The organism is Tolypothrix sp. PCC 7712 (assembly GCF_025860405.1).
In the GTDB taxonomy this organism is placed as follows: domain Bacteria; phylum Cyanobacteriota; class Cyanobacteriia; order Cyanobacteriales; family Nostocaceae; genus Aulosira; species Aulosira diplosiphon.
In genome coordinates, this window is record NZ_CP063785.1 from 5211293 (window position 1) to 5237770 (window position 26478).

General features: G+C 40.4%; 29 protein-coding genes. 16 read left to right on the forward strand and 13 right to left on the reverse strand.

The window, feature by feature from the left end:
• The first annotated feature begins 3 nt into the window (after positions 1–3).
• The 6 genes from HGR01_RS21350 to HGR01_RS21375 all read left to right on the forward strand — a co-directional run bounded on the left by HGR01_RS21350 (position 4) and on the right by HGR01_RS21375 (position 3153).
• On the forward strand, positions 4–825 hold the full coding sequence (locus tag HGR01_RS21350; protein WP_045874118.1) for a hypothetical protein: 822 nt from the start codon (positions 4–6) through the stop codon (positions 823–825).
• Between the two features lie 113 nt (positions 826–938).
• Positions 939–1295, forward strand: coding sequence for a hypothetical protein (locus HGR01_RS21355; RefSeq protein ID WP_045874117.1), 357 nt, complete (start codon positions 939–941; stop codon positions 1293–1295).
• A 39-nt stretch (positions 1296–1334) separates the two neighbouring features.
• Complete coding sequence (locus tag HGR01_RS21360; protein WP_045874116.1) at positions 1335–1700, forward strand: hypothetical protein; 366 nt, start codon at positions 1335–1337, stop codon at positions 1698–1700.
• Positions 1693–2058, forward strand: coding sequence for a hypothetical protein (locus HGR01_RS21365; protein ID WP_045874115.1), 366 nt, complete (start codon positions 1693–1695; stop codon positions 2056–2058). The genes HGR01_RS21360 and HGR01_RS21365 overlap by 8 nt, the downstream gene beginning before the upstream one ends.
• Positions 2059–2063: 5 nt before the next feature.
• Entirely contained in the window at positions 2064–2384 is a 321-nt protein-coding gene (locus tag HGR01_RS21370) for a hypothetical protein (RefSeq protein ID WP_045874114.1), read from the forward strand.
• Positions 2385–2673: 289 nt separating this feature from the next.
• Positions 2674–3153 (forward strand): hypothetical protein, encoded by a 480-nt coding sequence (locus tag HGR01_RS21375; RefSeq protein WP_045874113.1) that lies wholly within the window; start codon positions 2674–2676, stop codon positions 3151–3153.
• Positions 3154–3644: 491 nt separating this feature from the next.
• Here the strand turns inward: HGR01_RS21375 and apcB are convergent, their stop codons facing one another.
• Positions 3645–4154, reverse strand: a complete 510-nt coding sequence (apcB, locus tag HGR01_RS21380; protein ID WP_045874112.1) for an allophycocyanin subunit beta — start codon at positions 4152–4154, stop codon at positions 3645–3647.
• Between the two features lie 357 nt (positions 4155–4511).
• Between apcB and glnA the strand changes: the two genes are divergently transcribed.
• Positions 4512–5927 (forward strand): type I glutamate--ammonia ligase, encoded by a 1416-nt coding sequence (gene glnA, locus HGR01_RS21385; protein ID WP_045874111.1) that lies wholly within the window; start codon positions 4512–4514, stop codon positions 5925–5927.
• 251 nt (positions 5928–6178) lie between these two features.
• Here the strand turns inward: glnA and HGR01_RS21390 are convergent, their stop codons facing one another.
• Positions 6179–7909, reverse strand: coding sequence for a GAF domain-containing protein (locus HGR01_RS21390; protein ID WP_045874110.1), 1731 nt, complete (start codon positions 7907–7909; stop codon positions 6179–6181).
• Between the two features lie 1228 nt (positions 7910–9137).
• Between HGR01_RS21390 and HGR01_RS21395 the strand changes: the two genes are divergently transcribed.
• Positions 9138–10097, forward strand: a complete 960-nt coding sequence (locus HGR01_RS21395) for a cobalamin-binding protein (RefSeq protein ID WP_045874109.1) — start codon at positions 9138–9140, stop codon at positions 10095–10097.
• 297 nt (positions 10098–10394) lie between these two features.
• Here HGR01_RS21395 and HGR01_RS21400 read toward each other — a convergent pair whose 3' ends face one another.
• From HGR01_RS21400 to HGR01_RS21415, 4 genes are all read right to left on the reverse strand, one after another.
• Entirely contained in the window at positions 10395–10694 is a 300-nt protein-coding gene (locus HGR01_RS21400) for a protealysin inhibitor emfourin (RefSeq protein ID WP_045874108.1), read from the reverse strand.
• 164 nt (positions 10695–10858) lie between these two features.
• A complete protein-coding gene (locus HGR01_RS21405) occupies positions 10859–11941 on the reverse strand; it encodes a M4 family metallopeptidase (protein WP_045874107.1) in 1083 nt (360 codons plus the stop codon).
• 323 nt (positions 11942–12264) lie between these two features.
• The gene (locus HGR01_RS21410) at positions 12265–12432 is read right to left on the reverse strand and encodes a hypothetical protein (protein ID WP_155539620.1); all 168 of its coding nucleotides are present in this window, start codon (positions 12430–12432) and stop codon (positions 12265–12267) included.
• 68 nt (positions 12433–12500) lie between these two features.
• Entirely contained in the window at positions 12501–14645 is a 2145-nt protein-coding gene (locus HGR01_RS21415) for a peptidase domain-containing ABC transporter (protein WP_045874106.1), read from the reverse strand.
• A 333-nt stretch (positions 14646–14978) separates the two neighbouring features.
• Here HGR01_RS21415 and HGR01_RS21420 point away from each other — a divergent pair, with 333 nt between their 5' ends.
• Entirely contained in the window at positions 14979–15506 is a 528-nt protein-coding gene (locus HGR01_RS21420) for a hypothetical protein (protein WP_045874105.1), read from the forward strand.
• 50 nt (positions 15507–15556) lie between these two features.
• Here the strand turns inward: HGR01_RS21420 and HGR01_RS21425 are convergent, their stop codons facing one another.
• The 7 genes from HGR01_RS21425 to HGR01_RS41815 form a co-directional block, all read right to left on the reverse strand.
• A complete protein-coding gene (locus tag HGR01_RS21425) occupies positions 15557–16312 on the reverse strand; it encodes a phosphate ABC transporter ATP-binding protein (protein ID WP_045874162.1) in 756 nt (251 codons plus the stop codon).
• A gap of 47 nt (positions 16313–16359) precedes the next feature.
• Complete coding sequence (pstA, locus tag HGR01_RS21430) at positions 16360–17199, reverse strand: phosphate ABC transporter permease PstA (protein WP_045874104.1); 840 nt, start codon at positions 17197–17199, stop codon at positions 16360–16362.
• Positions 17192–18070 carry a phosphate ABC transporter permease subunit PstC gene (gene pstC, locus HGR01_RS21435; protein ID WP_045874103.1) on the reverse strand — a complete coding sequence of 293 codons (879 nt, stop codon included), beginning with the start codon at positions 18068–18070 and terminating at the stop codon, positions 17192–17194. The genes pstA and pstC overlap by 8 nt, the downstream gene beginning before the upstream one ends.
• Positions 18027–18881: a phosphate ABC transporter substrate-binding protein gene (locus HGR01_RS21440; RefSeq protein WP_045874102.1), complete on the reverse strand. Its 855-nt coding sequence runs from the start codon at positions 18879–18881 to the stop codon at positions 18027–18029. The genes pstC and HGR01_RS21440 overlap by 44 nt, the downstream gene beginning before the upstream one ends.
• Before the next feature lie 20 nt (positions 18882–18901).
• Positions 18902–19210 carry an ArsR/SmtB family transcription factor gene (locus HGR01_RS21445; RefSeq protein WP_045874101.1) on the reverse strand — a complete coding sequence of 103 codons (309 nt, stop codon included), beginning with the start codon at positions 19208–19210 and terminating at the stop codon, positions 18902–18904.
• Between the two features lie 589 nt (positions 19211–19799).
• Positions 19800–20027, reverse strand: a complete 228-nt coding sequence (locus HGR01_RS21450) for a hypothetical protein (protein ID WP_045874100.1) — start codon at positions 20025–20027, stop codon at positions 19800–19802.
• Positions 20028–20187: 160 nt separating this feature from the next.
• Positions 20188–20373 carry a transcriptional regulator gene (locus HGR01_RS41815; protein ID WP_052335415.1) on the reverse strand — a complete coding sequence of 62 codons (186 nt, stop codon included), beginning with the start codon at positions 20371–20373 and terminating at the stop codon, positions 20188–20190.
• A gap of 176 nt (positions 20374–20549) precedes the next feature.
• Here HGR01_RS41815 and HGR01_RS21460 point away from each other — a divergent pair, with 176 nt between their 5' ends.
• From HGR01_RS21460 to HGR01_RS21490, 7 genes are all read left to right on the forward strand, one after another.
• Complete coding sequence (locus HGR01_RS21460; protein WP_045874099.1) at positions 20550–21125, forward strand: TetR/AcrR family transcriptional regulator; 576 nt, start codon at positions 20550–20552, stop codon at positions 21123–21125.
• A 90-nt stretch (positions 21126–21215) separates the two neighbouring features.
• The gene (locus HGR01_RS21465) at positions 21216–22505 is read left to right on the forward strand and encodes an ABC exporter membrane fusion protein (protein WP_045874098.1); all 1290 of its coding nucleotides are present in this window, start codon (positions 21216–21218) and stop codon (positions 22503–22505) included.
• Between the two features lie 95 nt (positions 22506–22600).
• Positions 22601–22936: a DUF2834 domain-containing protein gene (locus HGR01_RS21470; protein ID WP_045874097.1), complete on the forward strand. Its 336-nt coding sequence runs from the start codon at positions 22601–22603 to the stop codon at positions 22934–22936.
• Between the two features lie 14 nt (positions 22937–22950).
• The gene (gene devC / locus HGR01_RS21475) at positions 22951–24117 is read left to right on the forward strand and encodes an ABC transporter permease DevC (protein WP_045874096.1); all 1167 of its coding nucleotides are present in this window, start codon (positions 22951–22953) and stop codon (positions 24115–24117) included.
• A gap of 114 nt (positions 24118–24231) precedes the next feature.
• Positions 24232–24945 carry a DevA family ABC transporter ATP-binding protein gene (locus HGR01_RS21480; protein WP_045874095.1) on the forward strand — a complete coding sequence of 238 codons (714 nt, stop codon included), beginning with the start codon at positions 24232–24234 and terminating at the stop codon, positions 24943–24945.
• Between the two features lie 317 nt (positions 24946–25262).
• The gene (locus tag HGR01_RS21485; protein WP_045874094.1) at positions 25263–25916 is read left to right on the forward strand and encodes a MotA/TolQ/ExbB proton channel family protein; all 654 of its coding nucleotides are present in this window, start codon (positions 25263–25265) and stop codon (positions 25914–25916) included.
• On the forward strand, positions 25900–26304 hold the full coding sequence (locus HGR01_RS21490) for an ExbD/TolR family protein (protein WP_045874093.1): 405 nt from the start codon (positions 25900–25902) through the stop codon (positions 26302–26304). Before HGR01_RS21485 ends, HGR01_RS21490 begins: the two co-directional genes overlap by 17 nt.
• Positions 26305–26478: the final 174 nt, after the last annotated feature.

Genomic DNA, 26478 nt, shown 5'->3' on the forward strand with positions numbered 1-26478 from the left:
AATATGGCGTTACCTGAAGGTTTTTCTCCATTTGAACATTTACAAGATATGATTCGCCTCAATCACAACAAAATAGTTAGAAGCTATTTTAGTGATGTAGGTGATGATGATTGGGTTCCAGAGATAACATCAACTAGAGGAGCATTGCGTACAGCTTGCACAATGCTTGATTCAGATACAGCCGATATGACGTTAATGAGGTTATATTTCCTCTACGATGTTTTGGGCTATGCTCGGTCAAATTTAGCAGTGTTTTATGGTAGTCATGATAGTGTTGAGGCTCCAGTAACAGGACATCCTAAAGTATGTTTTTATTTCTCTCAAGATGCTGAATCTGTTGCTCAAGGTAAACAGAAACTTGACGCTGAATATAGCTTTCGATTGGTTGATGAAACTCAAAGTACTATTACTGAAACAAAAGCTAGAACATTAGCTACAGAAATTAAAAACTTATTTATAAGTGCTAGACAAGGAATAGTACTAACTAAAAGTAAAACCCAGTATTTATATTTCCATAAAGAGCGTGGTTATCGCTTACGAATTTATGGCAATACAGAAGCTGATGCTGTAGATATTATTCAAAAATTACTACAATTAACTAACACTACTTATGACCAAGATAGATTGACAGTAGCAGTTCCTAAACGCTCAAATACTGCTACCCCAGAGACACAAGTTGTCTATGGTAAATCTACCAAAAAGAAACAATTCCGACCGACAGCAAATGTTCGTTTTAGATATGCTTATATGGAAATACCAGGTAAGCCCATTCCAGTTTTTTTAGTAGATACTACATTCCGTTATGGTGGCTTAGTTGCAATCTGAGCAAAATTTATATCATCACTCTTGGATCTAAGGAATCTTTAAAAGTTTCCTAAAACCCAGAACGTCTGTATCCGTTGATATAACTGGTTTACAGACTTTTTTGATTATTTATTATGGCTTCAAGAGTTCGTGGTGTTGAAAATGCGCCTCATGTAGTTGGTTCCGGGACTAATGCAGTATTGCTTGTACTACCCGATGTCTATGAAGGAATTGGCACTTCCTTAGGGGTCACTAAAATTACTGGAGATGCTCCGGCGGGAGTCCCCTCAACTACAGTTGGTCGAGCAATTGCTGAAGGTTTATGTCGCAAGATAAAAGTTTCATATATTGATGGTACAAAGCGTAAGACTGCCACCTTAATTGTTAGTGCAGACAAAGCTCCTCAAGCGCGTGCCACTCTTACGGGTAAAACTTACAGAACAAAAGTTATTCGCACCGCATACTATCCCACCAGTATTACTCTGGGTTAATTCTTTTCATCTTTTTGCATATAGGAAACTAAATAAAAAATGGCAAAGTTAACAAGACTCGTTGCAACCATTGGTACTGTCAAATATCCATTTAAAGGTACTTCTGGTTTATATGTTGGAGCCAACGCTACTTCTACTGGAATTGAATCACTAGATGAGGCAGACCTTGATTTACCAGATTATCCGGTTAAAGAATTACTTTTAAAAGGTATTCTTCGCAGGGTGAGTGCAACTGTCTTAAATTCAAGTACCAATAAAAGAACTACACTAAAACTACTCGTTGCTAAAGATAAACTAGCTACAGCTTTAGACGATTTAATTGATAATACCGTTACGATTCCTGGCGGAACTTCTGGTGTTATTAAATCAGTCGGCTTTGCCCGTCGTGTAGTTTCCCGTGGCTAATTGGAATTTAATAGGGGAATTAACTGTTACAAATTTGTGGCAACAGTTCCCCTCGACTTTTGGTGATACTTTTCGGGTCACAACCACAATTTTAAATCAAGACGATTGGCACAAGTGGAAATTTAGAAGCGCTGCTTATCTTCGATTTATTTATGGTGATGGCAGTGCTTCTGTTAAGTACTACATTAGGGTGTTAGATGTCCCAACTGTTTATGTTTGTGCTATTCCTGATGATTTGAGAAATCCAGCTTACAGTTTGCGAACACCAGAAATTATTAGGGCTTCTAGATATCTACCAATTACGCCTAATAATAATTTTGCACAGTGGAAGCTTAAGCTTGAAAAAATAACTGATTAATTAATATGAAACAACACCTAGACACAATCGTGAGTATTTGTGCTTTGGTGGGTATTATTTGGCGAATAGCTGAATTAAAATCAAAAATTTATTCAGCTATTGAAGACTTGCGCGACGAAACCGAGAAAACAACTTCCCGGATTGAACATAAATTAGATATTCATCTCACCGAATATGGTGAGAAAAAGATGTTTACTGAGTACTTGTTGCATAATCTTGATGCCAAGATTGAGCATAAATTTAAACGATTGGCTAACTGGGTAAGACAGATTGGCGGATTCCTGAATAAACAATCGGACTTTCAGATCCGTGACGATGAGTACTAAGGTACTAATGCTACTCTCTGGGGATTCTATTGTGCCGGATTTGGGACTTCCAAGGAATAAATTACTCAATTCCGGCATCGACTATTGTTTTGAAAATGGGCATTGGGCATTGGGCATTGGGCATTGGTAATTTATTCTCCCCCTGCTCCCTGCCCCCCTGCCTCAACAGAAAATCTTCTTAAGTGAACCGTATTGGCTTCTAACTTAGGAACCTATAATTCTGTCAAAATTACCAAGGTGAGCATAAAACGTAATTATAATTACAAGGTTACATAAATAGGAACAGAACATGGCTAAAACAACTTCTTTCGCGATTCTGGCATCTGTTCCGGAGATGCATTTGCTGTCTGCATTAGACACAATGGAGAAGCTGGAAAGTGAACTCAGCGATGAAATCATCAAAGTCGCTTTCGGTAGCATGGCTTTTGAAGTTTTCCGCAAAGCGGATGAATTACGTGGAGAAAAGACGGTAGAGGTATTAATTTATGCTTCTGACCGTGCGGATCAACCTCTGAACTCAGAAGTCTCTTGGGGAGGTTTATATATTGGTCATGCAAATTCTCGCAATGGCAGATATGCAGGTAAATCGAAGTTTCTGCCGCCATCGACTACAGCCGATAAACCCCGGTGGGCGGTTTTTTGGGAAATTCAAGAGTTAACAAAGCTTAAGACTCCAATTGCGATCGCGGCTTTTAAACCTTTAGGTAAAAAAACTAACCTTGTTTCGCGTTTTATCCCTGAGGAGCCAATGCTAATCGAATATTACTAATTTTTGTTACTGAATATGACTGTGAACTGCTGAGGAGGGTTTGTGAATTAATATGAAGCGATCGCCTCTGAACAGATAAAGTCATATTCACAGTTGAGGGCATATTCCTCAAAATTTTTAGCACAATTGCTCATTGACAAATAAAGAATTATTTAAATCTTTTACCAAGATTATGGATTCACTGAAGGGATGTAAATCAAACTTAGAAAATATTAAATTTTATTTTTAAGTTGATAATTTATCGTATTTTATGCATTAGCAAAAAACGAACTGCTAAAGGAATGTAGATTAAATAAAATGCAAAACTTTTGATGTAAAGTGCCAAGTGCGAAATCGTCACCTCATGACCCCAGATTGTTGATTAATCAGTTACCTATCGCACCCTACAAATATTGCAGGTTATTTAACCCACATTCCTCAATTTAGCTGCCTCCAAAGGAGGTTTGTTGTTGATATTTTTAGGGGTTGGACATTTGTCCTGCCCCAAATATCTAGATGTTGTTTTCGCTTAATTCACGACTGATATGGTCAAAAGGTTCATCTACAAAAGCGGTATTAGTGACACCTGCTGCTGCTACTTGTGCCTTGACAATTTCCTTCATAATCTGCACACCACGTACTGTAGGGCCGATGGGAACTCCCAAAGAATTGTAAGTTTCTCTTAGCCCTTGCAGGACACGCTCATCTAAGACATTGGTGTTACCAGCAACCAAAGCATAAGTAGCGTAGCGCAAGTAGTAATCTAAATCCCGCAAACAAGCAGCATAACGACGAGTTGTATAAGCATTGCCGCTAGGACGAATCAATTCTGGTAGTTCATCAAATAATTGAGAACCAGACTGCTTAACAATTGCAGCCGCATTAGAATTGATGGTTGCCGCAGCTTGGATACGTGCGGTACCACTTGCAAAATAGGATTTAAGGCTGTCGAGCGCATCCCGGTCAAAATACCGACCAACTACGTCATAATTCTTAATTAAACTTGTTACTGCATCGCGCATTCCGATTTCTCCCAATCATTACTATCTATGGTTTGATATTAATTTGGCTGCTTCATGCACCAGTCATTTTTTGTGCCAATTACAATATAGAATCGGCACAAAACAATCTACCCGCTATTTAAGGATTCTATGCCAAAGTTGACCCCTCTGAGATGGTATGTTCGATTTTTGTACAGGTATGAGGCAAAGGTTAATAGAAACTGTAAACCGGAGAATCTGTAACAAAGACTACAAAAATTCTTAATGTCATATCCTTAGGATATTCCAGGTGTGTCACAATTGGGTTCATCTCAGCAGGGTCAGCGTGGTTTAAAGATTCTAGTTTGAGTTTATTTAATTGGCAGAGAAGGAGTAACAATGACAACCCCACAAGAAGTCTTGAAATTGATTCAAGACCAAAAAATTCAGATGATTGATCTGAAATTCATCGATACACCAGGGACATGGCAGCACCTAACCGTGTACTACAACCAAATCGATGAAAGTTCATTCACTGATGGCGTACCTTTCGACGGTTCCAGTATTAGGGGTTGGAAAGGCATCGAAGAATCAGACATGACAATGGTTTTAGATCCAAACACTGCCTGGATCGACCCATTCATGAAAGAGCCAACTCTAAGTATAATTTGTAGCATTAAAGAACCTCGCACAGGCGAATGGTATAACCGTTGTCCCCGCGTGATTGCCCAAAAAGCCATAGACTATTTAGTTTCTACTGGCCTTGGTGACACAGCTTTCTTTGGCCCAGAAGCTGAGTTCTTTATCTTTGATGATGCCCGTTTTGACCAAACTGCCAACTCAGGTTATTACTACGTAGACTCCGTAGAAGGTCGTTGGAATTCTGGTAAAGATGAAGGCCCTAACCTCGCTTACAAACCACGCTTCAAAGAAGGTTACTTCCCAGTTGCGCCCACTGATACTTTCCAGGATATGCGTACAGAAATGCTGTTGACGATGGCAGCTTGCGGCGTACCCATTGAAAAACAACACCATGAAGTTGCTACTGGTGGTCAGTGCGAATTGGGTTTCCGCTTTGGTAAGCTCATCGAAGCTGCTGACTGGTTGATGACTTACAAGTATGTCATCAAGAACGTTGCCAAGAAATATGGTAGAACCGTGACCTTTATGCCAAAACCAATTTTTGGTGATAATGGTTCGGGGATGCACTGTCACCAGTCTATTTGGAAGGATGGTAAACCTCTATTTGGAGGTGATAAGTATGCTGGTTTGAGTGACATGGCACTGTATTACATCGGTGGTATCCTCAAACACGCACCAGCATTGTTGGGCATCACAAACCCCACCACCAACTCTTACAAGCGCTTAGTACCTGGTTATGAAGCACCTGTTAACTTGGCTTACTCCCAAGGTAACCGTTCTGCTTCTGTGCGGATTCCTCTGTCTGGTACTAACCCCAAAGCTAAACGTTTAGAGTTCCGTTGCCCAGATGCTACCTCTAACCCTTACTTGGCATTTGCTGCTATGCTTTGTGCTGGTATTGATGGTATCAAGAATAAAATCCATCCTGGTGAACCCTTAGACAGAAATATCTATGAACTTTCTCCAGAAGAACTAGCAAAAGTTCCTTCTACTCCTGGTTCTTTGGAACTGGCATTAGAAGCACTGGAAAACGATCACGCCTTCTTGACTGAAAGCGGTGTATTCACAGAAGACTTTATCCAAAACTGGATCGAGTACAAGCTAGTTAACGAAGTTAAGCAGCTACAATTACGTCCTCATCCCTACGAATTTTACCTATACTACGATTGCTAATTGCGATCGCTAGTATTCTTGTACGTAGTAAGCACTTTGCTGCTTACTACACAACTTCAAGCTGTACTGATAATTTTTTGCCACCCACTGGGGCGGCTTTTTTTGACAAAAATTAGCTTAAGCACTCCGAAATCTTGAGCTTTATGCCTGCAGTTCGCTCTTGCTCAATCTATAGCTTACTTTCGTAATCATTAATTACCAATTACCAATTACCCATTACCAATTACCAATTACCAATTACCAATTACCCATTACGAACCACTATAAGGTTGATCTGGCAGAAACAACGTAAACCGACTTCCTTGACCCAAAGCCGATTCCACTGTAACATCGCCACCATGCAAACGTGCTAATTTGCGTGTTAAGGCTAGACCCAAACCCGTACCTTCATACTGACGATTTAAGCGACTATCAAGCTGTTTAAATGGTTCAAAGAGAAATTGAAAGTTATTCGGATCAATTCCTATACCAGTATCAGCAACTGTAAAAGTAATACCATTATTGACTTTTTTAACTTCTAAGGATACCTTACCTGCTGGTGTAAATTTAATTGCATTTGTCAGTAGATTGAGTAGCATTTGCTTGACTCGCCGCTCATCTCCAATAAAAATCTCGGTTTCTGAGTCAATTTCGTTGCTCAGTTGCAATCCCTTATCTAAGGCTTGGTCTGATACTGTAGATATCACATAATTACACACATCTCTAACTAGCAAAGGTAACTGCAACAGTTCTTCTTTCCCTGCTTCTACCTTAGATAGATCCAAAATATCGTTGATTAGGGCTAAGAGATGTTGACCACTGCTATATACACAACTTATATATTCTTGCTGCTTTTCATTGAGAGGGCCGACCATTTCTTGTTGCAACAATTGCGATAAACCCATAATCGCGTTCAGGGGTGTTCGCAGTTCATGGCTCATGGTCGCTAAAAATTCACTTTTGGCACGACTCCCTGCTTCTGCGGCTGCTTGGGAGGCGCGCAGTTTTAACTCAGTTTGCTTGCGTTCGGTAATATCTTCAACAATAGCTAAGAAAAACTCAGGGTTACCGTAGCTGTCACGGATAACTGAAACTGACAGATGAGTCCAAACTAACCCTCCTTGTTTATGAAGGAAGAGTCTTTCCATCTCAATGCGATTTCTTTGTGCAGGTTGTTCTGGATCTTTATTAATACCAGAAACAAGTTGTCCAAAAAGCTCTAAATCTCCCTTCTGCTGGGAAATATAATTGGTAAACCTCTGCCCAAATAGTTCTTCACGGCTGTAACCTAGCATCTGGCATAGTGCTGGATTAGCATCCACTATTTCTACTTTCATATCTATGAGTCCGATACCGATTGAGGAACACTCAAAAATCGCTCGGAATTGAGCCTCGCTCTGACGCAGTGCGGACTCTGCAGCGTTACGCTCACTGGCTTCTATCGCTAGGCTGACAAAATCTGCCATTGAACCAGCAAAATTCTCTTCTTCCAAAGTCCATTGGCGAATCTCGCCTAAATGTTCGTGAGAAACTACTCCTACTAACCGACCTCCTAGCCAAATTGGTGCATTCAACAAAGACGCAATACCCAACATAGACAAATAAGACTGGGATAATTCTTGAGTTCTCATATCGTTGATGGCATCATCGGCAGCAATACTGCGTTCCTCTGATAAAGCTTGGAAATAATCAGGGTAATTGGCCTTCAAAAGCGACAAGCCGCAGGTATGTTCTTTTGTTTTAAAGTCGTATAAATCAATACATTCTAATGTTGAGTGGTCTTCGTTGTATAACCATACACCAACTCGCTGCACATTGAGCGTGCGAGCAGCAGCTTCTGTAATCTCTTGGAATGCTGCATTGAGATTACCTTGTTGGAATGTTTTACTTCTTGCTAGCTGCACCAATGTTTGACTTTGTTTTCGGCGAGCATGTTCTCGAGTTTGCAAAGCTCCCGGGGACTGCTTGGCTTCTGTAATATCTCTAGCTGCCACCACATGCATTTTTTAACCTGCGTAAGAAATAATTTTGCTTTGGAGTTCTACGGGGAAAGTAGAGTCATCTTTAATAAATACAATTACTTCACAGGTTTTTTCAGACCCGGAAAGTATATTTTTTACTATCAACTCCTGTGATTCTAGCGTGACGCTCTGGAGGCTAGTATTGTTACTCAGGTTTGCAATTTAGATTTGATATAAATTAAAAATGCCTATTTCCCCTTCAGGGCTTCAATAACTGTTAAAAATCGTGGTTTGAAAATTATCGACAAAATTACAAAATTTGTGGTAATCAGTTTCCATTAGACGTAATTTCATCACCTGTCATTTCTGCCAGAATTTATGCTTTGCATAGACAATCATTCCTCTATGATGTAAGATGACTCATTAAAACGTTGTTGAAGCCGAACAATGCTTTGTTTTGGCGCTCAGTCAAATTAAATAAAGACGATAACTGTACTTCATAACTGGCTTTGGGTGTAGCATACAGTTACTCTTGGTGTTCAGTATTCATTCATGCTGTTGGTGGTCGCTTGCTTAGGCAACCGCCACGGCAAAAGTTGAGGCGTAACTCACTTTTTATTCAATAGTTCTGTGCTAATCAACTCAGAGCTACTAAGCTGCAAACCTTATCTCCCATCTTAGCGATCGCAATGATTGCCACTTTGGAAGCGATGTCTATTAATGACCCGCTATTACGCATCTCAGGAGATTGAAATACGGTTTTTACACAATTAGCATTATTTAAGAATAAATTCAAGAACATTACATCTATTGATAAATTTTTCAGCCTAAGACAATTAAAAACACACTTTATATATGCATTAAACTTATGAAATTTCACCCAACTAGTATATATACTTATAAATAAGTTAACAATTGTCTATCAATATATTAAGAAAGTGAAATAAAACAAGGATCAACTTTGTGATCGTTTCGGTTTTCTGCCTTGTCATAAAACTTTACATTCTTGGGTTTAATCGCGCTAACTTGCTGATTTTGTTGTGCTACGGAACTTAAGAGTGAAGTGAGAAGAGTCTAGGTTTTTTGAAATGTGAGCTTGACAAAATGTTGCAAATTTATTGTTTAAATTCTCCTGATGCTTGCTATTCAAGTTATTGCTAATTTTTGCTAAAAAAATCCTTGAAAAGCCAGTGTATTCTTCTAGAGAGATACGCTAGGTCACAAATTTTGCGACAATTGTGATTAGAGCAGCTGTTACAGAGGTGGAGCAATGAAAGATAGCAGCGTCAGAATTGTCTCTCTCATTCCAAGTGGAACAGAGATTTTAGCAGCACTGGGTTTGAGTAACGCAATTGTAGGGCGATCGCACGAATGTGATTATCCCCCAGAGATTCAGGATCGCCCCATTTGTACCACAGCCCGGATTAATACTAATGCCTCCAGCCGGAAAATTCACGATGATGTGAATGATTTATTACAATCAGCTCTCAGCATCTATGAAATTAATACGGAGATTTTAGAGCAATTACGGCCCACCCATATTGTGACTCAAGACCAGTGTGATGTCTGTGCAGTCAGCCTCGAAGAATTAGAAAAAGCAGTTGCCAGTCTCATCGACAATTCACCCCAAATTATTTCTCTGCAACCCAACGTGCTGCAAGATATTTGGAATGATATTGAGCACATCGGTAATATCTTCCAGGTAGACTCAGTGAAGTTGTTAGAAAACCTAGAAGCTCGTGTCAAAATTTGTCAACAGAAAATCCAAGGACTCTCTTTAACAGAAGTGCCTACAGTTGCTTGCATTGAATGGATCGATCCGTTGATGACAGCTGCTAATTGGATTCCGGAATTAGTTAACTTGGCAGGTGGGCAAACGCTATTTAGTTCCCCAGGTCAACCATCGGCTGTTTTACCTTGGGAAACACTCATAGCCAGCAATCCCGATATCATTATCTTTATGCCTTGCGGTTGGGATTTAGAACGCACTCGCCAAGAAGCACAGTTATTAACCCAACGTTCCGAATGGCAACAACTTCATGCTGCCCAAACTGGTAGAGTCTACATTACCGATGGGAATGCCTATTTTAACCGTCCAGGGCCAAGGCTAGTAGATTCTCTAGAAATTTTGGCAGAAATGTTGCATCCCGAAATTTTTGATTATGGCTACAAAGGCACAGCTTGGGAAGCTTTAACAACTGATGAAGTGATGGCTTTATCCCGAAGTTAAGCATACAAGGGTTGAATGGCACTTACTTTAGCAAGATTTAGATCCCCGACTTTTTCAAAAAGTCGGGGATATTGGTAGTAATGTTTATTTAAATAATTGCTATTTCACTTTACTGGCGCGACAAGGCTAAAATGTGGCAATATAATTTTCTTGTGGGGTGGACATCTTGTCCGCCCAGGACGGGCAAGATGCCCATCCCACAAGAGTTTGAATAATGCACTATTTTAGTCTAGACAAGCCACTACTGCCTGTTTTTCTCCCCTGCTCCCTGCCTACAAAGTTTTTAGTTAGAAGTCCCTAAGAACGCTTGGCTAATTGATTCAGCCATTCAATCAGGGGTCTTAAAGTTCCGGGTAAGGCGGCCTCACTGACAGTAACAGTATGTTGCTTACCTTGGTCTTCTACTGTCAACTTATATTGAAAGCGATCCGCTTGGGGATTAGGTGAAGTAATTTTTTCAGGTAGGTTAAATAAACCAGCAGCTTCCACTAGTCGCGGGAGTTCGTTTGCTTCATGAGGCGGGAGATTAGCGGTGTCAACAGTTGTTTTCTTGCTAATTCCAGCAAAGCCGCCTGTGCGTTCAAAGGAGATTCTCATTTTTTGCTCTCCGTTGTGCTTTCTAGGGGAAGAAATAAAAAAACTGGAAGATTTCGATGGTTATCTTCCAGTGTAACAACAAAGGACAAGACAGTGTAAATTTTGAATCACGAATGATGAATTATGAAAATTTTACTTGTTAATGATTCATCATTCACCATTCACTATTTGATCACACCTACCTTTTGCCAAGCATTCTGTACAGCTTTTTGTTCTTTACTATCGTTACCGTAAAGTTCGCTAGCAACTTTGATAGTTGCAGTAGCTGCTGCTTTAAAGTTAGCATTAGCACGCAGGCGATCGCGCAAAGTTATGTACCAAATTTTGCCAGATTTTTCCCAAGCATAGCCGCCAATCTCCATTGCAGCTAGATAAAAAGCATAGTTGGCGATACCTGAGTTGATATGCACGCCAGCGTTATCTTCTGTACCTGTGTACTTGTCTTTCATCACAGCAGGTTGCGGATCTTTACCCATGACTGGATCGTCGTATGCTGTTCCTGGTGCTTTCAGGGAACGAATCCCAACACCTTTAACAGTCGGAGCTAAAAGACCTTCCCCAATAATCCAGTCTGCTTGCTCTACGGTTTGATTTTTGCTTTTCTGTTTGACTAAAGCGCCAAAAACGTCAGAAAATGACTCATTAAGCGCCCCTGGTTCGCCGTAATACTGTAGACCAGCCTCATATTGAGTCACGCCATGAGTCAGTTCATGGGCGATTACATCAATGGATTTAGTGAAGCGTTGGAATAATTGTCCATCACCATCACCATAGACCATCTGGTCGCCATTCCAGAAAGCATTTTCATATTTGACACCGTAATGCACGGTAGAGTCTAAACGTAATCCTTTATCATCAATGGAATTGCGATCAAATATTTCATGGAATAAGTCATAAGTAGCGCCAGCATAATCATAAGCTTCATTGACTGCGGGATCGCTACTTGGTGGATCTCCTTCACCGCGCACCAATATCCCAGGTAAATTTTCGGAATTTTTAGCATCATAAATAGTCCGGCGCTTCACACCTGGGGATGGCGCAAACGAGACAGAACCGATGACATTTCTTCTACCACGTAACTGTGCAGAAACGTTTAATGTTTGAAAAGCCCAACTGCGTTGCTCAGGGTTACCATTAACAGCAACATTTTCTAGTATGTGTGGTGGAACAATACAACAGATAGGGCATCTGGAATACCCTGGATGTTCACAGTTAAAACCTCTTGATTTCTTATTATTTCGAGCCATATTCAGGTATTCTCCCTTTTAAACTAAGTGATGACAAACAGTGGCAATAATCCACCGTTCAAAGGAGCAAAAAACTAATGCAGGTGGTGTGTCCCTATTTTGTTTAATCTAGAAAACTTTCTACTTTATGTTTTAGAACAGGTTTTTTAAGAGTACAGAGTTCTTGTCTAGGGCATTTTTACGTTGGGACATGACATAGAAACACAAGACAAAATCAGATTCCGTAAATTCCAGCCAAAATCTTGGTCTTGTGATGCACAACCTCCCTTAAATACCCAACGGCTTTATATAATAGGTCTTGCTAAAGGTAAATGTGTAAATTATTACTGATTTGTTACTAAAGTTATGGGTAATGGGCATTGGGCATTGGGCATTGGGCATTGGGCATTGGGCATTGGTAATTGGTAATTGGTAATTGGTAATTGGTGTTTGTGATTTTCCTTCCTCTCCCTCATCTCCCTAATCCCCAGTCCCCAGTACCCAATCCCCAATCCCCATTACCCCTTATCCCCAGAGGGGGCCCCGAGTTCCCCAGTCCCCAGTCCCCAATCCAGGTTGTCTAAAAATTTAAGAAGAATAAGGGGTTGTGAGGTTGAGCTTGCAAATCTGTGAAACATCCTTGGGCGGTTAATTGGCCTTCGTTCAACACAATTATCCAATCTGCGTGTTGAATCACATGAGGGCGGTGACTAATGAGAATTGTAGTCTTACCATAGCGATCGCTCAATAATTTCTCTAGGAGATAAGATTCGCTGGCGGGATCTAAAGCCCCTGTGGATTCATCCATAATTAAAATCGATGGGTCAGAGACAATGGCCCTAGCTATGGCTAAACGCTGACGCTGTCCGCCGGAGAGGTTCGCACCAAATTCACCTAAGACAGTTTGATATTTATCGGGTAGGCGACTAATAAATTCATCAGCGCCAGTGATTTTACAAGCTTGAACGATAGCTTCAAAGCTTGTATATGGAGCATTTAAACGAAAATTCTCAATAATAGAACGACTCCAAAAATGCGCTTCTTGGGGAATTAGCACTACTTGTTGACGTAGTGAATCTAAAGATATATCTGGCAAATTGTAATCGCCAATCCGAATATTGCCAGATTGCAACGGATACAATCCAGAAATTAGTTTGGTCAATGTACTTTTACCACAGCCTGATTGACCAACTAACGCTACTATTTTCCCTCCGGGAATTGTCAAGGAAAAATCCTTTAATAAGTCAACTCTGCCAGCGTGGTGAAAATTAATATCAAGGCAAACAATATCGGAATTAGCCGGAATTTTTACCCAAGGTTTTTGCTCATCTCCTTGATTTTCAGGAGTGGCATCAATAACTTCTGCTAATCGCTCAATGGAAGTTCTAGCGCGCACCAACCCATTAGCAAAGCCAATGACTGTGCTGAGAAACCCTAGGAAATTAGCGTTCATGCTATTAAAAGCGAGTAATTGTCCTATGCTTAATTCTTTAGCGATCGCCAGACTGCTGCCAAACCACAAGAGGATAACGCTACTAACTGTAAATACCAAGCTCGAAAAAATATTATTAATTGCAGAAATCTGCATAGTTCTAAAGCCTAAATTGGCAACTCTGCCATATTTAGTCTGTAATTCTTCCCACAATTGTGGGGCAGCAGATAAACTTTTAAAGGTGATGGCTCCTTTAAAAGTCTCAACAAGTATGCCTTGGTTTTCTGCTTCTAATATTAATAAATTTTGGAATTTACGTTGCAATATAGGTAAAAATAGCAATGTAGATAATGTCATCAACGCTGAGAAAGCTAACGCCAGAAAAGTTAGCTTCATGCTGTAGAACAACATAAAACCCAAGGAAATCAGCGCGATAAAAAACTGACTGGGTAATCCAATTACAGATTGCGAAACTAACTGATTAATTTCTTGAATATCTCGCAGCCGACTCATAATTTCTCCACTGCGATGAGATTCGTAGTATGTCAGAGGTAAGCGCAGAATTTGCCGACAAAATTCTAATACCAATCCTAACTGCAGCCGCCCTGCAAAATGGGTAATCAGATTAGACTGCACTAGTCTGAGACTGCTACTGAGCAAATTCATCACAATCGCTGCTAAGACAACATTTACTAGCAGTTTGGTATCACCACGCACCAGCACATCATCAGTGAGAATTTGCAGCAGAAACGGAGAAATCAGCGACAGCAGTCCTACAAAAATATTGATTAGAAATGCTTCGCCGAGGATAGCGCGATAATTCCAGACTGGCTGCATAAACCGCCGAAAATTACCAATGCGATCGCTTTCTTGCTCAAAAAAGCGATCGCTATCTGGTTCGACTAACAGCATCAGCCAATTTCCCCACCCCGCCATCAGTTCATGCTTTGCTAAATAACGCAGTCCCACAGCCGGATCTGCAATTACATATTTCTTACCCCGTCGCCCATACAACACTACCCAGTGGTAACCTTGCCAGTGAATAATCGCTGGTAGGGGTAGTTCTTGTAATTTATCGAGAATTTCTGGTGCAGCTTTGACTCCTCTAGCATTAAACCCTAAAGTTTGCGCCCCACGTTTTAACCCCAACAAAGAAGTACCAAGTTGTCCCGTTCCTACAGCCTCACGGACACGGTTAAGGCTAAAAATCCGACCGTAGTGTTTGGCGATTGTAGCTAAACAAGCTGCGCCACAATCTTCTTCACTGTGCTGACGAATGAGTTGATAACGCATAAAATATCAATCACACAATCTGGCAATAATTGCCGTCAAATTAACCATCTTGAGCATTAATGACATAAACAAATTAGCCTGTGGCACAGGTAACGATGATTGCTTATATTGATAATTCCCAGATGCAAACCCAAAAAGCCAGTTATAGCAATTTTGGGTAATGGGTAATGGATAATTGGTACAAACACCAAACACCAAAAACCGAGATAAATCAACTTGTTTTGGGCATATTGAGAAATAACAGTTAAAAATTTCTTGGGAGTGTTAAGTTATTAAGCCTCATCTGAAGCGAAAAAGCGAGAAATAATTTTAGGTTTAGGGAGTTATTACAGAATGGGCGAAGCTAAGGACAGGAAACCGTTAGATGCAAATTATGAAAAACAGACTATCAATGCTGATGAAGCTAATTGGGTAGGCTTTCTAATTGAAAGATACTCAGAAGGTAAAATTTTATGTATTGATACGTTAGATAGAATCTTGCATTTCTGCTTTTGGGATGAAGATTCAGTGGCAAACATTAGAATGCAGCGAGAGGATATTTTATCTCATTTGATTGAGAATGCTTCTGAGAATAATGCCAATGGCGATCAAACTAAGCTTTCTGGTATAGCTGATAGAATTATTTCGGAGTTAACTACACAGGCAATACAACAATTACCAGAATTTATTGAGGCGCGGAAAGCACTTCTTAGTAAAGGATTTTTCAAATTCCAAAACGGCTCAACTATTGAGTGGAATCCTTCAGAAGCAGATTTTTATAAAGCTCAATATGCTGAAGAATTTTTAGATAAATGTTCTATTTTAATTCCCTATATTGAATATCCTAAACATTGCCGAATTTCTGGTAATGATAAACATTAAGATGATAGGTAATTGGTAATTGGTAATTTTGAGTTTTGCTTGATAATAAATTACCCGCGAATACCATTTACATAAGCAGCTGTTAAATCTTGTTGTGGATTTGTAAAAATCTGCTCGACTGTACCATATTCAATTAATCTTCCTACTTCTGTTTGTACCCAAAATAGGGCAGCATAATCGCCAATCCGCCTCGCTTGAGCGAGGTTGTGAGTGACAATTACCACGGTGTAACGTCCTCGCAGACTGGCAATTAAATCTTCAACTACGCCGCTAGAAATGGGATCGAGGGCGCTACAGGGTTCATCAAATAGTAATACTTCCGGTTGCAAAACTAAAGCCCGGGCAATACATAAACGCTGCTTCTGTCCACCAGATAAAGATAAGGCAGAACTATGCAACCTATCTTTAACTTCTTTCCATAGTCCGACATCTTGTAGAGTAGTTTCAATTAGCCAATTAATTTTTTCCCGGTTTTTAACGCCATGTTCTTGGAGGGGAAAGACGAGATTTTTCCAAATAGAAAAGGGAAAAGGATTTGGCTTTTGGAAGATGGTTCCCACACGCCGACGCAGGGCGATCGCATCTATCCGGCTGTTGAGAATTTCTAAATCATCTAGGCGAATGCTGCCGCTAACTTTGGTATGGGGGATTAAATCAGTTAAGCGATTTAGACAAGTTAAAAAACTGGTTTTGCCACAGCCAGAAGGCCCCACTAAGGCAGTAATTTTACCTGCCTGAATTGGCATAGTAATATCTGTAAACGCGGCTTTTTTACCGTAATATAAACTCAGCTGCTCCGTTTGCATTGCAGGCAGAGATAATGGGGCATTTTGCGTAAATTGAGTTTTTTTGCTCAAGATGTGATTCTCCTCGCTAACCAAAATTGAGCTGTCCAAATTGCGATGCCATTGATCAGCAACAATAAAATCAACAACACCAAAGCAGAGGCGTAGGCGTTAGCATCTCCGCCGGCGACATTCATTGATAAATCGAAAATGTGAACCGATAGCGATCGCCCAGAATCGAGTAAAGACTCTGGCATTCGATCCACATAGCCACTGGTAAAAATTAATGCAGCGGTTTCTGCGATCGCTCTGCCAATTCCCAGCACTAAACCGACAACTAACCCTGGTGTGGCTGCTGGTAATAAAAGTTTCCCTAATGTGGTGGTGCGTGATAATCCCAAAGCCGCAGCCCCTAAACGATAATCCTGGGGAACAGCCCGCAGCCCTGCTTCTGTGGAACGAATCAAGATAGGCAAAACCATACAAGCTAATGTCAACCCACCAGACAATATCGAAAAGCCCAATCCCAACTTGATGGAGAAAAAAGCATTACCAAATAAGCCAAAAACTATAGATGGCACTCCCGCTAACACATCTAAACTACGACGCACTAAACGCCCAAAAACACTTTCGCTGGTGGTAAATTCGGCTAGTAGCACGGCAGTACCAACACCGAGGGGGAGAGAAACTGCCATACAAACGCTCAAAATCAAACAGGTAGAAATCAAAATCGGCGCAATTCCCCCCTCGCGCCCGGCATTTTCCGGTGCTGTTGTCAGAAATTCCCAAGAAATTTGCCCTAAACCATGCCCTAAGATATCGCTGAAAATCCAGCAGAAAACTGCGGTAATCAAGAATGCGATCGCCCACAGTACTAAGGTAGGTAATGGCAGAGATTTTTTAGCCATAAATGTTTCTTTGGCTAATAGTTTCCGCCACAGCTACTAAAATGGCGATCGCTACCATTAGCAACAAGCCACTGACAAATAAGGCTGAACGGTGATTGCCTGTGGCATAAGCCATTTCTAAAGCTATATTGGCAGTTAGGGTGCGAATGGGGTCAAATAAACTCTTAGGTGTTTGCACGACATTGCCACAAACCATCAACACCGCCATTGTTTCTCCAATCGCCCTTCCCGTTCCCAAAATCAAACCTGTAAATAAGCCAGATTTAGCTGCTGGTACAACCACGCTGCTAATTGTTGCCCAGCGAGAAATTCCCAAGGCGGCTGCACCCTGGAGATACTCAGCCGGTACTTCTGAGAAACTAGCTTCTGCAGTTAAGGCGATCGTCGGCAGAATCATCAATGTCAAAATAGCGATTCCTGCTAGCAAGCTGGTTCCTGGTGCTTGCAGTTTCCCAATTAGAGGCACAAGGACAACTAAACCCCAAAAACCGTAAACTACGGAAGGAATGCCAGCCAGTAACTCAATTAAGGTGCGATACAATCTGGCAATTACAGGCGGCGCATAATATTGACAAAATATTGCTGAACCAATGCCTAAAGGTGTTGCCAACAGTATAGAACCGAGTGTTACTAACAAACTTCCCCACAGCATCGGCAGCAAATTATAAAATCCTTGTACTGGATGCCAAGATGGATCGCTGATAAAACGCTGCCATCCTAGTTGTTGCAGGATGGGCAAAGCTTCGAGTAATAAGAATGTGGTAATTAAGACAACAATAATACCTGTAATTAAAGCTAATAGCCGTAATATCCACAGGAGAAGGTTATCACTTTGAGATGGGGACAAAATCCTGTTTTTTAACAATGTCATGGACTTGTGGCGACTGGGCAAAATCGATAAATGCTCGTTCTAACCCTTGCGGCTGGGTTTTGGTAACCAAATTCAAAGGGCGAGCAAGGGGAAATGTGCCATTTTTAATATTCTCTGTGCTAGCCGCGACTCCATTCAGAGGTAATAACTTAATTGGTACGCCATTGTTGATACTAAATTCAGCAGTGCCAATAGATACATAACCAATGGCATTGGGATTACCTGCTACTGTCTTAATCCCCTGCTGATTGTCCCCAATTACAACCGATGATTTGATATCGCTATTTTTGAGTTTGAAATAGCTGAGAAACAATTCCAGGGTAGAACGTCCCTCTGCTTTATTCACAACTGTGATGGGTGCATTCTTACCACTAACTTGTTGCCAGTTGTTAACCTTACCCGTGTAAATATCGATAACTTGTTGATTTGACAGCGATTTTACCGGATTTTCTTTGTGCAAAATCATGCCAATACCATCGCGGGCGATCGCAAAAGCTTTTAAGTCTTTTTCTTCTGCTTTCAGACTCCGAGATGCCATGCCAATATTGGCAACACCTGTACGTGCATCAGCAATCCCACGAGAAGAACCACCTGTTTGCACATCGACTCGCACATCCGGATGTTCTGATTCAAATTTCTTCCCGATTTCTGCTGCCAAAGGTGCTACTGTACTCGAACCTGTTAAAACTAACTTTCCTTGTAATTTATTGGTTGCTTGATTTGCTGTTTTGTTAGATTGCGTACAAGATTGTAGTCCGAAACCAATTGTTAAACCGACAGTAATTAACGCTAGAGTTTTAAATTTTGTCATCGCCAAATTGCTGCTAAATTTTATTCAAAAGAAAGAAGACAACAACCTAAATCTATTGCCTTACCAGTGTTGTCTTGGCGATGAGTAGAAACAAAATGGTAAAGTACTGCCTTCCCATCTCGCCTTGCCTCTACAAAGCCTGCATCCCGCAATATTTTTAAATGGTGAGATAGTAAACTCTGCTCTAACTTTAAGACAGAATTTAGCTCCCCTACATGTTGGGGGCCTTCCATGAGAATTTTCAGCACAGATAGGCGTGTCGTATCTGCTAAAACTTTTAGTTGACGTGCACAAAAGTTTGGAGATGATAAATTTTTAGAGTCTGTCATTCACTCTGAGATATGATTTGAATTATTATTGATATGAATTTTTTTTCAAGTATTTTAGAGTCTATCATATTTATTGACTCCATAATCAAATAAATTTTAGAGTGGGGGCTAGAGAAAGACGATTTAATTGGCAAAATATAGCTCTTTGGGTTTCCTATAGAAATCCATTTTGATGTGTAAAATTATTTGACTAGAGAGGGAAGGGAAAATAGGGAAAAAGCAATAAAAGTAGTAGGATGCGTTACGCTATCGCTAACGCATCCTACATTAATTTAATCTGAGACAAAAATCATCCCATCAATCAGCAACGCTGATTATTTAAATATTTTTTGTAAGTCTATAGCTAAATATTTAGCAAATTTTATAAATAGTAATTTATTGAAGATAACAATAAGTTGAATTTATTAACTACAGGAAATAGTGCTTAATTCTTAAAACGTTTGTGGTCTTACAGCTTTATGTAAAACTTGCTGCAAGACCACTTTAAATGAAATCTCAACGAGATTAACCAGTATGGAGATGACCCTAAATTTAACATGCTCACCAATTCACAAGAATACCCAGAGAATCAATTTTTGATTATTTTTTCCTATCTCCCTGGCTCTTCATCATCAATAAATTTGATGAGTTGGATGATTTCCAGCAAACTTTTCCAAAAACCTAATCTTGGCTGTTCTTGATCTGGATCTTCATTGAGTGTTGGTTGTTCAGGGTTTTCGAGCCTTTGATTGTGAAAAGTGAGATTATTATTACTCACTTCTTCATTGGCGAAATTCTCCCTAAGATGTGTTTTCAAGCCTTTATCTTGAAGATTCACGATATTCCACCTCTTATCTTCTATATTTTTAGTCTACCGTTTTATGACATTAAAATTTATTGTTTTTTGATTATATTTTCCACGTAAGTGTTAAACATCTTCCCGTAGTTGGAGCGTAAGTCTATCTTCGGCAGAAATAGAGGCAGTTGGTTGTTTGTGGTTATCGATATAAACTTAACTTGCCACCCGCGTCCTGAAATGATTGCCCGATAGTCACTTCTCTCCAATGTTCTGAAACTTTTTTGTAAAGGTTGATATGAGCTAACGCAGACATCAAACGCAAACGGTTGGGATCGGACAAGGCACTAAAAAATTCTGCCATCTGTTGCGCCCGATTGATCGGCATCACCTCTGACTGCACCTGACGTACCTGCTCAAGATAGAGATGTTTTTAGTGTTTTCTTTCGCTTTTCCCATTCCCTTTTTTCCCCTTAACCCAAAAGTTAGGCGGTATCTTGACAACTCCGTGTGAAGGATTGTATTTTTATATATAACGAGCGTTCGATATAAATAAGCTCACTTATGCCCAAAATTGTTGATCATGAACAATACCGTAAGGAACTGCTCGGCAAGTGCTTCGATTTATTTGCCCAAAAAGGTTACAGCGCCATCACTATGAGGCAAATTGCTCAAGGTTTAAAGGTTTCTACTGGGACGCTGTATCACTATTTTCCCAGTAAACAAGCTTTATTTGAGCAATTACTAGAAGAAATTTGTCAGCAAGATGTGACCCTAGCATTAGCAGAGTTAGGAGAAAAAAAATCAATACCAGAGTCGATGGAAGTATTGGCAAAATATTTAGAAAAAAACGAAGATTATTTTATTAAATGGACTTGTATCTGGGTTGATTTTTGTCAGCATCAAGATTCTAAAACTATCCAAAGTAGCGGTGTGCTGAAGCGTACTAATCAACGATATCAACAGGCAGTTTATGAGTTTTTAGGTATTAAAGACCCAGTTTTAGCTTCTTTCGTATTGAGTTTTGTCAATGGCTTAATTTTGGAAAAATTATGGGGTGATGAAAATATTGATTTTCACGAGCAATGTGCATTGTTGGGGAAAATGCTGATGGGATACTTGGTGGTTGGGAATGGGTAATGGGTAATGGGTAATTGGGAATGGGTAATTGGGAAGAATATTTATATGTCCTCGATGTAACTTTCTACAAAATCTAAAATCAAAAATTGTATGAGTTATCGGCTGTCATTCAAACCAAAAAATCAAGGGGTAATTGCCTTAGTAATTGCGGCTACTGCGATTACAGGGACAATTGCTGTTTATGCTGTTTCTGAATTTGGACAGTTGGGTAAAACAGCTTCATCGGAAACGGTTCCAACTGCGCCAGTTGTACAGAAAGTAACTGCTTTAGGAAGACTACAACCGGAAGCCGAGGTAATTAAGTTATCTGCACCGTTAGCTTTAGATGGCGATCGCATTGCCCAAATTTTAGTTGAAGAAGGCGATCGCGTGAAAGCTGGGCAAGTTGTCGCAATTTTAGATTCACGCGATCGCTTGCAAACGGCGGTACTACAAGCGCAAAAACAAGTGCAAGTCGCCCAAGCTAAACTCGCGCAGGTGAAAGCGGGGGCGAAAACGGGTGAAATTCAGGCGCAGCAAGCCACTGTGGAACGTTTACAGGCGCAATCGATTGGCGATCGCCAAAGTCAAGAAGAAGCGATCGCGCGTTTAGAGGCACAATGGCAAGGTGATAGAATCGCCCAAGCTGCGACAATTAAAAAACTGAAAGCGGAACTAAATAACGCCCAAGCGGAATATCTGCGTTACCAACAGTTATATAAGGATGGGGCGATTTCTAATTCTGCATTTGATAGTAAGCGTTTGAGTGTGGAAACTACCAAACAGCAACTAGATGAAGCGCAAGCTGTTCTCAACCGCATCAATACCACTGCGAAGAGACAAATCGCTGAAGCCAAAGTAGGGCTTAACCGCATTAACGCCACTGGTAACAAGCAAATTAGGGAAGCCAAAGCCACACTTAACAGTATTGCCGAAGTCCGACCCGTGGATGTCGCCGCCGCCCAAACGGAAGTGGAAAATGCGATCGCATCTCTCAAACGCGCCCAAACTGACTTAACCGCCGCCTACATTAAAGCACCCACAACCGGACAAATTCTCAAAATACATTACCGCGCTGGGGAGAAAATCGGGGATTCTGGGATTGCAGACTTTGCCCAAACTGACCAAATGATTGCAGTTGCAGAAGTTTATCAAAGCGATATTAACAAAGTCAAACTGGGGCAACAAGCAGTAATTAGCGGCCAAGCGTTTACTGGAGAACTGCGCGGTAAGGTTTCCCAGATTGGCTTGCAGGTAAATCGGCAAAATGTTTTCAGCAACCAACCGGGAGAAAACCTCGATAGTCGAGTGATTGAGGTAAAAATCCGTCTCAATAAAGAAGATAGCAAACAAGTTGCAGGTTTTACGAACTTGCAAGTACAGACAGCCATTGAACTATAAAGTTTGTTTGCTGTAAAGGATAACGAATGTTCGATATAAAGTGAATTTTGGCGAAATATTCCGGAAATCAGTAATTATCGAAGGTGAATGTCATCATGATTCAATTTATCTATCTTCTCCTTTGTATTCTGGGCTTCGTTTTACCTTACTCACAATTTCTGCCTTTTGTTATAGAACATGGGCTAGATATCCAGCTATTTTGGCAACAGCTATTTGCTAATAAAATTTCTGGTTTTTTTGGTATGGATGTGATTGTTTCCTCCCTAACTTTTTGGACATTGATATTTTGGGAAGGGACACGTCTAAAAATGCAAAATCTCTGGGTTTACGTCATATGTAATCTTTTGGTTGGCGTTTCCTTTGGCTTGCCTTTATTTCTATTAATGCGACAACGCCAGCTAGCACAACAAGCCCAAACACCAATTTATTAAGGAATAATTTGTAGATGTTGTCTAAATTCTTCCGCAAAACTCCGCTAGCTTGGCGGCAGTTAATGAAAGAAAAAACACGGTTGGCAGTGGCGGTGGCAGGTATTACCTTTGCCGATATGCTGATGTTTATTCAGTTAGGTTTTGAAGGTGCGCTATTTGATGCAGCCGTTAAACCTCATCGGAATTTACAAGCAGATTTAGTTTTAATTAATCCGCAATTTCAAACTTTATTTTCAGTAAAAAGCTTTTCTCGTGAGCGATTGTATCAAACATTAAGTTATGACGGTGTGCAGTCGATAAATTCGGTTTATATTAGCACCGGACAATGGCGAAATCCTCAAACAAGGCTGGATCGTGCAATTTTGGTGTGGGGGATTGATCCAGCAAAACCAGCTTTTTTATTCCCAGAAGTTCAGCAACATCAAAATGATTTGAAACAGTTATATCAAGTCATGTTTGACCAAGCAGGACGGCCGGAATATGGGGATATTGCCACTATTTTTAACAAAACAGGTAACTTTGAAACTGAGTTAAATGGTAAAGCCATCAATGTCAAAGGTGTCTTTAGTAATGGTGCTTCCTTTGCTGCGGATGGAAATGTCATTGCCAGTGACTCTACCTTTTTACAACTTTTTCCTGACCGCAAAGCCGATCAAATTGAAGTAGGGTTAATTACCCTCAAACCTGGTGCAAATCCTGAACAAGTGCGATCGCAATTAGCGGCTGGTTTACCTAATGATGTCATAGTTCTGACAACTGAGGGATTTGCCCAAATTGAAAAAAGTTACTGGGCTAATGGTACTGGTATTGGCTTTATTTTCGGCTTGGGTGTAGGTGTTGGGTTTATTGTCGGGATTGTAATTGTCTACCAAATCCTGTATTCCGATGTCTCCGAACACTTACCAGAATACGCCACCCTCAAAGCAATGGGTTATAGCGATCGCTATTTATTAGGAGTGCTGTTACAAGAGGCATTATTTTTAGCTTGTTTAGGTTTTTTACCCTCATTTTTCCTCTCCTTGGGACTTTATCAATTAACCTACGCTGCAACATTATTGCCCATTTTTATGAAAGTAGAACGGGCAATTACAGTCTTTATTTTGACTATCATCATGTGTACTTTTTCGGGTGCGATCGCCATGCGAAAATTACACGCCGCCGACCCCGCAGATATTTTTTAATTTTGTTGACTGTTAATTGTTGACTGTTGACTGAGGAATAAAGTACAACCTCCTAACTTAAGTATGAGGATTGTAATTTTGAATTTTGAATTTTGAATTCCCGCAGGGTTGATTATGCTTTCTGAATCCACATCCACAACTTTATCTTTAAAACCAGTCATTAATATTAGTAACCTCAACCATTACTTTGGTGAAGGTTCGCTGAAAAAACAAGTTTTATTTGATATTAATTTAGAAATTCAAGCTGGCGAAATTGTGATTATGACTGGCCCCTCTGGTTCAGGTAAAACTACCTTGTTAACTCTGATGGGTGGATTGCGATCCGCACAATCAGGTAGTTTAACAATCTTAGAGGAAGAAATTTGCGGTGCTAGTAAGCAGCAGTTAACTAAACTACGCCGCCAGATTGGGTATATTTTTCAAGCCCATAATCTCATGTCATTTTTGACAGCTAAAGAAAACGTGCGGATGTCTTTAGAGTTACATGATGAGTTTCTGCATGAGGACATCGACAAAAAAGCGATCGCCATGCTGGAAAGTGTGGGATTGGGACACCGTGTAGATTACTACGCAGAAAGCCTTTCTGGGGGACAAAAACAACGGGTTGCGATCGCCCGCGCTTTAGTTAGTCATCCTAAAATTGTGCTAGCAGATGAACCCACAGCCGCACTCGATAAAAAGTCAGGACGCGATGTAGTGGAATTAATGCAAAAATTAGCGAAAGAACAAGGCTGTACAATTTTGCTAGTTACCCATGATAACCGCATCCTTGATATTGCCGATCGCATTATTTATATGGAAGATGGACAACTAAAAAATAATTCGTAATTCGTAATTCGTAGTTCGTAATTAAACTCTTTGCTTAGACACAAATTCAAGGTAAAACATCAATCATCTGGCTTTGACGTATTGTCAAAGATTGACAGATACATTAACTCACAGTAATGTCTTGAGAGTTATCATATAGCCATCCTAAAATGATGTGTGAAATATTTTATGCTTGTTGACTGCTAACACTCAACAGTCAACAGTCAACAGTCAACAGTCAACAGTCAACAGCCAAAACCGATTTATTTCACAACTGCAATAGAATTTCTATAGCAGTTTGCTACTTTAAAGAGAGTTGAGGAGTAGAAAAATAATAAATGCCATTTAATAACTTATTTACGGCTGGCGGCGTGGTCATGTGGCCACTGCTAGGTTTTTCGGTGTTGGCGGTGGCGCTAATTATCGAACGAGTTAAGTTTTGGATTAAGATAAATACTCGCCAAAATCGCGTAGTGCGAGAGGTATTACAACTTTATCGCCTAGATAATGTAGTTGGTGCTTTAGATAAGTTGCAGCAAAATTCCGATTTACCGATGTCGCGAATTTTTCTCGCCGCTTTAGAATTGGAAGAACCAACCCCAGAGGAATTTCGTTTAGCATTAGAAAGCGAATCTCAAGCCGAAATTCCCTTACTTAAACGCTTCCAAAACATATTTGATACTATCATCGGTCTTGCGCCTCTATTAGGACTCCTCGGTACTGTTTTAGGATTAATTACCTCATTTGCTTCCTTAGATATTGGTGATGTTGGTGGGACAAAAACATCAGGTGTAACTAGTGGGATTAGTGAAGCCTTAGTATCTACAGCATCAGGATTAGTCGTTGCTATCTTTACACTTTTCTTTGCTAATACCTTTCGGGGACTCTATATGCGCCAAATCGCTTGGATTCAAGAGTATGGCGGTCAGTTAGAATTGCTTTACCGCCGTCGTTATGAACGAGGAGAGAAACCCTATGCGCCTACCAGATGAACCCGATTTACCAGCTCAAATTAATATCGTCCCGATGATTGATGTCATTTTCGCGATTTTGACATTTTTTATCATGTCAACCTTGTTTTTAACTCGGTCGGAAGGTTTACCAGTTAATTTACCCAAGGCTGCTTCTGCACAACAACAATCATCTAGCGAACCTATTAATGTCACAGTAGACGCAACGGGAAAAATTAGCGTCAATCGCCAACAAGTTGACCTGAATGTATTATCAGCCCAAGTGCGTACATTGATGGCTGATAAGCAAGAAGCGCTGGTAATCATCAACGCCGATGAACGAGTTAACCACGGTCAGGTGGTAGCTGTCATGGATAATTTACGTCAGGTACAGGGGGCAAAATTAGCGATCGCCACCCAAAAACCATAATCAGTAGGTCGGCGAAATTAAAGATAATTGGCTGAGGCTGTCATTCTTACAAAGTTCTGATGCCTGCGGCAAGCCGCTACGCGTCTACGGAGGCAACCTCCGCTCAGACTTTGCGCTTTGTTCTTAGTCATTAGTCATTGGTAGGGATTTTAAGCTTATTTACGTTTATTAGCA

What these genes read in the sequence shown, in the direction of transcription:
- HGR01_RS21350 (WP_045874118.1), top strand. Translation starts at nt 4, where the DNA reads ATGGCGTTACCTGAAGGTTTTTCTCCATTTGAACATTTACAAGATATG.
- HGR01_RS21355 (WP_045874117.1), top strand. Translation starts at nt 939, where the DNA reads ATGGCTTCAAGAGTTCGTGGTGTTGAAAATGCGCCTCATGTAGTTGGT.
- HGR01_RS21360 (WP_045874116.1), top strand. Translation starts at nt 1,335, where the DNA reads ATGGCAAAGTTAACAAGACTCGTTGCAACCATTGGTACTGTCAAATAT.
- HGR01_RS21370 (WP_045874114.1), top strand. Translation starts at nt 2,064, where the DNA reads ATGAAACAACACCTAGACACAATCGTGAGTATTTGTGCTTTGGTGGGT.
- HGR01_RS21375 (WP_045874113.1), top strand. Translation starts at nt 2,674, where the DNA reads ATGGCTAAAACAACTTCTTTCGCGATTCTGGCATCTGTTCCGGAGATG.
- apcB (WP_045874112.1), bottom strand. Translation starts at nt 4,154, where the DNA reads ATGCGCGATGCAGTAACAAGTTTAATTAAGAATTATGACGTAGTTGGT.
- glnA (WP_045874111.1), top strand. Translation starts at nt 4,512, where the DNA reads ATGACAACCCCACAAGAAGTCTTGAAATTGATTCAAGACCAAAAAATT.
- HGR01_RS21390 (WP_045874110.1), bottom strand. Translation starts at nt 7,909, where the DNA reads ATGCATGTGGTGGCAGCTAGAGATATTACAGAAGCCAAGCAGTCCCCG.
- HGR01_RS21395 (WP_045874109.1), top strand. Translation starts at nt 9,138, where the DNA reads ATGAAAGATAGCAGCGTCAGAATTGTCTCTCTCATTCCAAGTGGAACA.
- HGR01_RS21400 (WP_045874108.1), bottom strand. Translation starts at nt 10,694, where the DNA reads ATGAGAATCTCCTTTGAACGCACAGGCGGCTTTGCTGGAATTAGCAAG.
- HGR01_RS21405 (WP_045874107.1), bottom strand. Translation starts at nt 11,941, where the DNA reads ATGGCTCGAAATAATAAGAAATCAAGAGGTTTTAACTGTGAACATCCA.
- HGR01_RS21415 (WP_045874106.1), bottom strand. Translation starts at nt 14,645, where the DNA reads ATGCGTTATCAACTCATTCGTCAGCACAGTGAAGAAGATTGTGGCGCA.
- HGR01_RS21420 (WP_045874105.1), top strand. Translation starts at nt 14,979, where the DNA reads ATGGGCGAAGCTAAGGACAGGAAACCGTTAGATGCAAATTATGAAAAA.
- HGR01_RS21425 (WP_045874162.1), bottom strand. Translation starts at nt 16,312, where the DNA reads ATGCAAACGGAGCAGCTGAGTTTATATTACGGTAAAAAAGCCGCGTTT.
- pstA (WP_045874104.1), bottom strand. Translation starts at nt 17,199, where the DNA reads ATGGCTAAAAAATCTCTGCCATTACCTACCTTAGTACTGTGGGCGATC.
- pstC (WP_045874103.1), bottom strand. Translation starts at nt 18,070, where the DNA reads ATGACATTGTTAAAAAACAGGATTTTGTCCCCATCTCAAAGTGATAAC.
- HGR01_RS21440 (WP_045874102.1), bottom strand. Translation starts at nt 18,881, where the DNA reads ATGACAAAATTTAAAACTCTAGCGTTAATTACTGTCGGTTTAACAATT.
- HGR01_RS21445 (WP_045874101.1), bottom strand. Translation starts at nt 19,210, where the DNA reads ATGACAGACTCTAAAAATTTATCATCTCCAAACTTTTGTGCACGTCAA.
- HGR01_RS41815 (WP_052335415.1), bottom strand. Translation starts at nt 20,373, where the DNA reads ATGCCGATCAATCGGGCGCAACAGATGGCAGAATTTTTTAGTGCCTTG.
- HGR01_RS21460 (WP_045874099.1), top strand. Translation starts at nt 20,550, where the DNA reads ATGCCCAAAATTGTTGATCATGAACAATACCGTAAGGAACTGCTCGGC.
- HGR01_RS21465 (WP_045874098.1), top strand. Translation starts at nt 21,216, where the DNA reads ATGAGTTATCGGCTGTCATTCAAACCAAAAAATCAAGGGGTAATTGCC.
- HGR01_RS21470 (WP_045874097.1), top strand. Translation starts at nt 22,601, where the DNA reads ATGATTCAATTTATCTATCTTCTCCTTTGTATTCTGGGCTTCGTTTTA.
- devC (WP_045874096.1), top strand. Translation starts at nt 22,951, where the DNA reads ATGTTGTCTAAATTCTTCCGCAAAACTCCGCTAGCTTGGCGGCAGTTA.
- HGR01_RS21480 (WP_045874095.1), top strand. Translation starts at nt 24,232, where the DNA reads ATGCTTTCTGAATCCACATCCACAACTTTATCTTTAAAACCAGTCATT.
- HGR01_RS21485 (WP_045874094.1), top strand. Translation starts at nt 25,263, where the DNA reads ATGCCATTTAATAACTTATTTACGGCTGGCGGCGTGGTCATGTGGCCA.
- HGR01_RS21490 (WP_045874093.1), top strand. Translation starts at nt 25,900, where the DNA reads ATGCGCCTACCAGATGAACCCGATTTACCAGCTCAAATTAATATCGTC.